The following is a 7,943-nucleotide window of genomic DNA, read 5'->3' as shown; positions in this document are numbered from 1 at the left end:
TTGAAATCATGTTTTTCCTCCTTGATTTTAATAAACGCCTCAGATTAAGCAATGGTTGGAGATTCCGATTCCTGAATCCGGGCTGATTTCATACTCATCCAGTATAGCATACCGCGGTGTGGATGTAAATACTTTTTTTGCCACGGCAAGGCGTCAGAGCAGAGTAACGACACAATCCACATTATCATAGTAAATATCGGATATCTTAATACCCGTCTCGCTGCTGCTCGCATGTACAACCTGTCCATCCCCGGCATACATCACAACGTGATAGATCTCCCCATCCCGTGCATAAAAGATCAGATCACCCGGCCGGGCCTGTGACAGATCAATCCTTGTCCCCACAAGTGCCTGTTCTTTGGAAACTCTCGGCAGCGATATCCCGAACTGCGCATATACACTCTGGACAAATCCCGAACAGTCTGCTCCATTTGTCAGTGATGTTCCTCCCCATACATAGGGATTACCGACAAACTGTTCCGCAAAGTTCACAATCTCCTGTCTCAGCTGGTCAGCCTCCAGATTTCCTCCGTACGCCGTAGCTGCCAGAGTCTCCTGAAATGCTTTCTCCTGCTCCATGGCATATTCATCTGTATCCTGAACTGTCGATACAGCTACAGGCATATTTTCCTCGCCCATCTCATGGACCAGGCTCCAGGCTGTATCTTCTGTATACAGATACTCCATACTGACATATCCGGTTACCTCGCCGGAAGACACAAAAGCCCATCCGTTTTCAACCGACTGAATATAGCAGACTGCCTGATCCGGCAGCATTCCTATGATATCAAATTCTATTCCTTTATCTGACCGTACATTCAAATGGGTGTTTACATGAACCACTCCATAGTTTTTTTCATTCGTATTAGACACCTTTGCAGTCTCCGGCTGTGCATAAGCCGTTTTTGCAAACAAAGGATCAGAAACTGCCGCCGCGCAGACAATTAAGACTGCCGCACTCAGCATCCATGCCTTTTTGTGCATAATACCTCCTATGAAATTGGTAACTATTCAGGACGGCTTACAGCTATACTCCCGCCGTCCGGAATTGTTACATTTTTATTACAGCTGTACATGAAAAGTATACCACATTTTCATCATACTACAACGGAATTCGTTCGACAAAATCTTCCAGTCTCCCCTTTAAATTGGAACCTGCACCACACGTTTGTCCTCTTCCGGCTCTTCATCCAGGATTGAAAACGCGATATTTGTCGCATGGTCAGCCACTCGTTCCAGACCGGATACCACATCGGAGAAGATCATTCCGGCTTCCGGCGTACATGCATTTCTTGTCAGCCGCTCAACATGACTCTGCTGAAGGTCACGTTCTTTTACATCGATCCGGTTTTCCAGATCCAGAATCTCCTGCAGATGTTCCTGGCTGTTATTTGAGAACATATCCAGTGCATATGTCATGATCTGCATAACCAGATCAAGCATCTCTGAGAGTTCCCGTTTACTTTCGCTGCTGAACGTTACCTGGTCGTCCCTGACCATAAGAGCCGCCTCAGCAATATTTTCCGCATGGTCGCCGATACGCTCAATATCGTTCGCCACATGGAACAGTCCTCCGATACTCCTGGCATCGTCAATCGGCAGCGTCATCTGATTGATATTTACCAGATAGTTTGTAATTGCATTATTGAGATAGTCAATATTTTTTTCCACCCGGTACACCGTCTGTATCTCTTTTTCATCCAGTGTTATCAGCGCATTCATGGAACGGACAAGGTTCGTCATCGCCATATTCCCCATATGCTCCAGTTCTCTCGTCGCCTCCAGCACCGCCGTTGTGGGTGAGAACATGGATTTGTCTCCAATATAGAGAAGTTCGAAATCTTCTCCCTCCTCGTCTTTTCCCCTGACCACAACATGTGTCAGTTTGATGATCCAGGGCATGATCGGGAATATAATCACCACCCAGGCAATCTTCATAATCGTATTGGCATTTGCGATCGCACGGCTGATATTTCCGCCTGAAATATGTAATACCCAATCCACAACCGGATTCAGTGCAAACAGGAACACAACACAGAAAATCAACATTCCCGTCAGGTTATAGAACAGATGGATAAGAGCTGTTCTCCTGGCGTCCTTACGTCCCCCGAGACTTGCAAGCAGCGCTGAGGTTGTACAGCCTATATTGCTTCCCATCATAAGATACAGGCAGATTGGCAGTTCCAGAAGTCCTCCCTGCGCCAGCAGCATCAGGATACCTACAGTCGCCGAATTGCTCTGCAGTACAGCTGTCACGAGATACCCGACAAGTATCGCCAGATATGGATTCGACAGGGAGCCAAGCGTATTGACAATGACCGGCGCATCCTTAATGATTGCGAGTGCCGCTGACATTGTCGACAAACCCATGAACAGCATACCGAACCCAAGAAACACTTCACCAAACTTATTGACAATCGGTTTCTTTATAAACATCAGCATGACAACGCCCAGAATAACAAACAGCGGCGCTATATCTGACAGATTGAAAGCAATCAGCTGACCCGTCATAGTCGTACCGATACTTGCTCCCATGATCACTCCTGAAGCCTGGGCCAGATTCATCAGCCCTGAATTGACAAAACTTACCACCATAACTGTCGTCGCATTCGATGACTGTATGATCGCAGTGAATATGATACCTACTATCACACCAATAAAACGGTTTTTCGTAAATACTTCCAGTATTTTGCGCAGTTTGGAGCCGGCAGCCTTTTCCAGGCCTTCACTCATCATTTTCATACCGTACAGAAAAAAACCTAATCCACCGGCTAGCATTAATACTTCTTTCATACCGTACTTCTCCTTAATTTCCCCTCATGGTAAAACTATAAAGGAAACTCAGATGTTTGTCCATAAGTATCCCTGAAAAACTGCAGACACTGCATCTCGTCCCTGCGGATCTGATGCTGCAGTTCCGTAAGGGAGGAGAACTTGAACTCCGGCCTCAGAAAATGATGAAGTCTGACACAGGCCTGTTTTCCATATAACTGTTCATCACAGTCAAAAAGATACGTTTCCACACCCGGAAACCTGTCCCCAACCGTTGGTTTCATACCGATATTGCTGATTCCAAAGTAATGGATCCCTTCAATCTCTGTCACAGATGCATAGACTCCAAAAGGCGGGAGCAGTTTCTGAGCACACGGCCTCTGATTGATCGTTGGAACACCAATCGTATGTCCAAGGTGATTGCCGTGCAGGATTTCTCCCTCAATAAAAAACGGATACCCCAGCAGATCATTTGCCTTCTCTATATTTCCGGCTAAAATCTCTTCGCGGATATAAGTGCTGCTGATTTCTTTCGCACCGTCCATTTCTTTTTCTATGATATCCACCGAATAGCCATACTGTCTGCCCATCTCGGCCAGAAGCTCCGGAGTTCCCTGGCGCTTATAGCCAAAATGAAAATCCGGTCCGACAGCAATGTATGCTGCTTTCATCTGATTTACAAGGATCTCACGTACGAAATCCTGTGCATCCATATGCATGATCTCAGGTACAAACGGACACTCGATCAGGCATTCCACACCTTCCAGCTCTGCAACATGGCGCCGTTCTTCATTTGTCAGTATAATCTTAAAAGCAGGATCTGACAAACGCATGACCGGTGACACGTCAAACGTAAAGATGACTGTTTCAAAGCCATCTTCTCCAAATTTCTTTATGCAGTTAAGCAGCTTCCTGTGCCCTCGGTGGAGCCCGTCAAACTTACCCAGCGTTATGGCACTGCGTCTATTCAAAACAAAATCAAGTGAACTTGTTATATATTTCATCTTTCGCTGCTCCCGTCTCTGAACATTTTCACCAGACAAAACACCTGGGATTTTCCATCATAACGGTAGATTCCAATAAACATTTCCTCTCCGTCATATGCGCGGACACATTGATCATCGCTCAGGCAGCCTGAAGGTCTTTCCAGATCTTTCACTGAAAATGAATTCCCGTTACAGACACGCTGAATGGCTGGCTGTGCCACCTGTACCGACGGATACTGTTCAAACATAACATCAATCGGCACAACTGCCTGCTCCACCGTTCCCTCAGCCGCCATCCGCTCCATCTGTGCAAGAGTGAAGCTTTTATCAGCTGTAAAGCGGCCCACCCTGGTCCTGACCAGCGATTCCATACATGCCCCGCATCCCAGCTTCTCGCCGATATCATGGCATAACGTACGGATATACGTTCCCTTTGAGCAGGTCACCCTCAGGGCAATCCGCGGAAGTTCCATGTGCAGTACATCGATTTCATAAAAATGTACCGGTCTGGCTTTTCTCTCCACTGTCTTCCCTTCCCGGGCCAGTTCGTATAGTTTTTTTCCGTTAATCTTCAGCGCTGAATACATGGGCGGCACCTGCATATAATCGCCGATAAAAGTATCGATACACGCTGCCGCCTCCTGTTCTTTCACAAAGACTTCCCGTGTTTTCAGCACAGCTCCGCTCAAATCCTGAGTATCGGTTGTGATACCGAGGTGCAGGACGGTCTCATAGGTCTTATTTTCATCTGTGAGCATATCACAAAGTTTCGTCGCTTTTCCGAGGCATACCGGAAGAACGCCGGTTGCATCCGGATCCAGTGTTCCCGTATGGCCGATTTTCTTCTGTTTCAGAATCCCTCTCAGCCTGGCCACGACATCATGTGAAGTATATCCCGCCTCTTTATAGATATTGATAATACCATTCATCTTTTCTTCTTCTCCGCTTTCAGCTGGCGGCGGATGCATGTTACAATTTTTTCAATAATTTCTTCAGGCTCTCCCGCAAGCGTACAGCCAGCTGCCATCCGATGACCGCCTCCCTCAAAAGAAGCCGCTATTTTGCTGACATCCACAATGCCGTTGGATCGAAGGCTCACCTTATACTGCTGCGCAGCCACCGCATACAAAAAGACAGCTGCTTCCACTCCTTCCGTCAGACGAAGCTGATTCACAACACCATCCAGATCCTGGGGCGCAGCACCATACTTTTTCATATCCTTACCGGTCACAACTCCAGCTATGCATTTTCCATCGAGAAGCAGCCTGCTTTGCATCAGCGTCTGTCCCATGATCCTGTTCTGATCATATGTTTTCTTATAGAAAGAATCCTCGATAATACGTGTGAACGGGATCCCCTGATCCATCAGCCATCCCGCGATCCGCATCGTCTTTCCGGATGTATTCGTATACTGAAAAACTCCGGAGTCATGAACAATTCCGGTATAAAGTGCTGTCGCAACGGGTACTGTGATCTTTTCCCGCTGCATCAGATCAAACAGAACCTCACAAGTTGAACTTGCCTTCGGCACTACGTGGTTGATCTCTGCCAGCCCATGATTTGTGATATGATGATCGACACATACGCTTTTCTTTGCTGTCTGAAGATATTCGCCTGCAATTCCGATCCTGTCTTCACTGCTGACGTCAAACAGCAGCAGCAGATCATATATTTTCCCTGTCTCTGCCGCTTTTCTGACAATCTCAAGTTCATCCAGATGTCCGAATACCGGCCGCATATCACCCAGGTATACGTCCGCCTTAACATCGGGATAATTCGCCTTCAGATAAAGGTACATCGCCATACAGGAACCGATGCAATCCCCATCGGGATTGACGTGTCCTGCAATCGCGATACTCTCAGCACCTTCAAGAATTTCTTCAATACTATTCATCCGCCTATTCCTCTTGGGCCGGTTCGGATGACTGAAGGTCAGAGATCTTCTTTGCCATTGTAACCCCGTACTCGATTGATGTATCAAGGACAAATGTGATCTGCGGGGTATTGCGGAGATTCAGATTTTTTGCAAGCTGACGCCTGATAAATCCCTCCGCACTCCTTAAACCGGCAATCGTATTGGTTTTTTCCTCTTCATTTCCAAGCACACTGATGTATGCTTTACACGTCTTCAGATCCGGGGCAACTTCAGCTGCAGTCACAGACGTCATCATATGGATCCTGGGGTCCTTGATTTCCTTCTGAATGATCAGGCTGAGTTCTCTTTGCACTTCTCCGCTGATACGTGTGTTTTTTATGCTGTTTTTTCTCATTTTCTACTCCCTGCGCGGTATCTGCTTATCTGGGCACTTCAACCATGGTATATGCTTCCACCACATCCAGTTCCTGGATTTCATTGAATCCTTCAAATACAAGTCCGCATTCATAACCAGATTTCACTTCTTTTACATCGTCTTTAAAACGTTTCAGGGATGCGAGCTGACCTTCAAAGATCTGAGTTCCTTCACGGGTGATCCTGACGGAGCAGCCTCTCTGGAAGATACCGTCCAGCACATAGCTTCCCGCAATATTTCCAACCCCTGATGCCTTAAAGATCTGGCGTACCTCTGCGTGGCCGATCACTTTTTCTTCAAATATAGGATCCAGAAGACCTTTCATCGCTGCTTCCACATCTTCTATCGCCTGATAAATGACACGGTACAGGCGGAGATCAACACCTTCCTGTTCCGCTATCGCCTTAGCGGTCGCATCTGGACGTACATTGAAGCCGATAATGATCGCATTGGAAGCTGAAGCCAGCGTTACATCCGATTCGTTCACGGCACCTACTCCGCCGTGCACGATCTTGACTACCACTTCATCATTGGAGAGCTTGGTAAGACTCTGCTTCACAGCCTCCACAGATCCCTGCACATCAGCCTTCACAACAATACCCAGCTCTTTCAGGTTGCCTTCTTTGATCTGGCTGAACAGATCATCCAGAGACATTTTCGCTTTTGTCTCTTCCAGAAGACGGTTTCTGTTTTCGGATACAAAGGTAGCTGCGAAATTCTTGGCTTCCTTATCATTTTCTGTGGCAACAAGAACCTCCCCTGCATTTGGCACATCACCAAGTCCAAGGATCTCAACAGGCGTAGACGGTCCTGCCTCTTTTACTCTTCGTCCCTTATCATCCATCATTGCCCTGACTTTACCAGAACATGCACCTGCTGCGATAAAATCTCCTACATACAGAGTTCCCTTCTGTACCAGGATCGTTGCAACCGGTCCTTTTCCCTTATCCAGTTTGGCTTCAATGACAAGTCCTCTGGCTTTGCGCTTTGGATTTGCCTTCAGTTCACATACCTCGGAAGTCAGCAGGATCATCTCAAGCAGTTCATTGATACCTTCCTGTGTGTGGGCAGATACCGGAACAAAAATGGTACTTCCGCCCCAGTCCTCCGGAATCAGCTCATACTCTGACAATTCCTGTTTTACCCGCTCTACATTTGCACTCGGTTTATCGATTTTATTAATCGCTACGATAATTTCAACTCCTGCCGCTTTGGCATGGTTGATCGCTTCAATCGTCTGTGGCATAACACCGTCATCCGCTGCCACCACCAGGATCGCAATGTCTGTCGCATTTGCACCACGCATACGCATTGCAGTGAACGCTTCATGACCCGGTGTATCCAGGAATGTGATCTGCTGTCCGTCAACATCTACTGTATAAGCGCCAATATGCGTGTGATGCCTCCGGCCTCTCTGTCTGTCACCCTCGTGTCCGGATCGCATCCAGAAGAGACGTTTTTCCATGGTCAACATGACCCTAACACAGACAACCGGCGGTCTGGAAACAAGCATGCTGGTATCTTCTTCTTCCTCTTTCAGAAGTTCTTCTATTACGTCAACTTTTACTTCCGGTTCTGCGATGATATCGTACTCGAGCGCAATCTCCTGAGCCTTCTCGAAATCAATCTCATGTTAACTGTAACCATGATTCCCTGCATAAACAGTTTCTTAACGATAACAGACGGCTGCATTTTCATTTTGTCAGCGAGCTCACGAATCGTCATTTTCTCCGGAAGTATAATTTCTTTGATTTCTTCCTTCTTCTCCTCTTTCGGCTGCTGATGCACCGGTTTCTGAAGAGCCTTCGGAATTCTTGACTGCTGGCGGCGTCCCTGATTCGGGCGTTTGCTTCGCCTTTTTGACGGTCATTCGTAAATTTATCTCCGCGCTGTG

Annotated in this window: 9 protein-coding genes; all 9 read right to left on the bottom strand. The window is 47.1% G+C overall.

Annotated features, from left to right (window positions below; genetic code table 11):
• Positions 1-153 precede the first annotated feature (153 nt).
• The gene (locus tag MCG44_RS00330; protein ID WP_240286110.1) at positions 154-984 is read right to left on the bottom strand and encodes a C40 family peptidase; all 831 of its coding nucleotides are present in this window, start codon (positions 982-984) and stop codon (positions 154-156) included.
• Between the two features lie 159 nt (positions 985-1,143).
• On the bottom strand, positions 1,144-2,793 hold the full coding sequence (locus MCG44_RS00325) for a Na/Pi cotransporter family protein (protein WP_240286108.1): 1,650 nt from the start codon (positions 2,791-2,793) through the stop codon (positions 1,144-1,146).
• A 35-nt stretch (positions 2,794-2,828) separates the two neighbouring features.
• Complete coding sequence (locus tag MCG44_RS00320) at positions 2,829-3,776, bottom strand: bifunctional riboflavin kinase/FAD synthetase (RefSeq protein ID WP_240286106.1); 948 nt, start codon at positions 3,774-3,776, stop codon at positions 2,829-2,831.
• On the bottom strand, positions 3,773-4,687 hold the full coding sequence (gene truB, locus MCG44_RS00315) for a tRNA pseudouridine(55) synthase TruB (RefSeq protein WP_240286104.1): 915 nt from the start codon (positions 4,685-4,687) through the stop codon (positions 3,773-3,775). The genes MCG44_RS00320 and truB overlap by 4 nt, the downstream gene beginning before the upstream one ends.
• Complete coding sequence (locus MCG44_RS00310) at positions 4,684-5,652, bottom strand: DHH family phosphoesterase (protein WP_240286102.1); 969 nt, start codon at positions 5,650-5,652, stop codon at positions 4,684-4,686. The genes truB and MCG44_RS00310 overlap by 4 nt, the downstream gene beginning before the upstream one ends.
• A gap of 4 nt (positions 5,653-5,656) precedes the next feature.
• On the bottom strand, positions 5,657-6,028 hold the full coding sequence (gene rbfA / locus MCG44_RS00305) for a 30S ribosome-binding factor RbfA (RefSeq protein ID WP_240286100.1): 372 nt from the start codon (positions 6,026-6,028) through the stop codon (positions 5,657-5,659).
• 25 nt (positions 6,029-6,053) lie between these two features.
• Positions 6,054-7,631, bottom strand: coding sequence for a translation initiation factor IF-2 (gene infB, locus MCG44_RS00300; RefSeq protein WP_240286113.1), 1,578 nt, complete (start codon positions 7,629-7,631; stop codon positions 6,054-6,056).
• On the bottom strand, positions 7,613-7,741 hold the full coding sequence (locus tag MCG44_RS00295) for a hypothetical protein (protein WP_240286112.1): 129 nt from the start codon (positions 7,739-7,741) through the stop codon (positions 7,613-7,615). The genes infB and MCG44_RS00295 overlap by 19 nt, the downstream gene beginning before the upstream one ends.
• Before the next feature lie 19 nt (positions 7,742-7,760).
• On the bottom strand, positions 7,761-7,943 hold a 183-nt coding region (locus MCG44_RS00290), incomplete at its 5' end, for a hypothetical protein (RefSeq protein ID WP_240286098.1).

The organism is Lawsonibacter sp. OA9, from assembly GCF_022440585.1.
The sequence above is the reverse complement of the archived record's forward strand: the minus strand, read 5'-3'. Positions and strand labels throughout refer to the sequence as shown.